This is a genomic window from Acidovorax sp. KNOB132 (assembly GCF_057541515.1).
In genome coordinates, this window is record NZ_BAAJYT010000646.1 from 1 (window position 1) to 618 (window position 618).

Sequence of the window (618 nt, forward strand, 5' to 3'; positions counted from 1 at the left end):
CTCGCGGTGCCGCAGGCCCTGTCCACCCTGCCGCGCCCGGCCTTGGACGCCCTGGGCGCCACGCGCCTGGACGACGCGCTCGACTACGTGCCCGGCGTATCGCGCCAGAACGACTTCGGCGGCACCTGGGACAACATCGCCCTGCGCGGCTTCGCCGGCCACGAGGACACCGGCATGAGCCTGCTGCGCAACGGCATGGCCGGCAACCGGGGCTACAACGCGCCGCGCGACACGGCCAACGTGGAGCGCTTCGAGTTCCTGCGCGGGCCCGTGGCGGCGCTGTACGGCGTGTCCGAGCCCGGCGGCACGCTCAACGTGGTGACGCAGCCCGCGCCGTGGGAGCCGCTGCGCACGATCGAGGCGAGCCTGGGCCGCTGGAACACAAGGCGCGCTGTGCTCACGCTGGGCGGCCCGCTGGATGCGCCGGCAGGCACCGCGCCGGAGTCGGGCGAACCCGCGCGCATCGCCTACCGCCTCACCGCCGTGGGCGAGGACAAGGGCAGCTTTCGAGAGCATGTGCGCACGCGCCGCGACATGCTGGCGCCGGCGTTCACCTGGCGCCTCGCCGAGGCCACCACGCTGCGCTACGACGGCGAATGGCTGCGCCAGCGCGCGCCG

At 74.8% G+C, this 618-nt stretch carries 1 protein-coding gene; it reads left to right on the forward strand.

All coding sequences use genetic code 11. From position 1 onward, the window contains the following. A partial coding sequence (locus AC27IO_RS25195; RefSeq protein ID WP_498741343.1) for a TonB-dependent siderophore receptor occupies positions 1-618 on the forward strand: 618 nt, incomplete at both ends.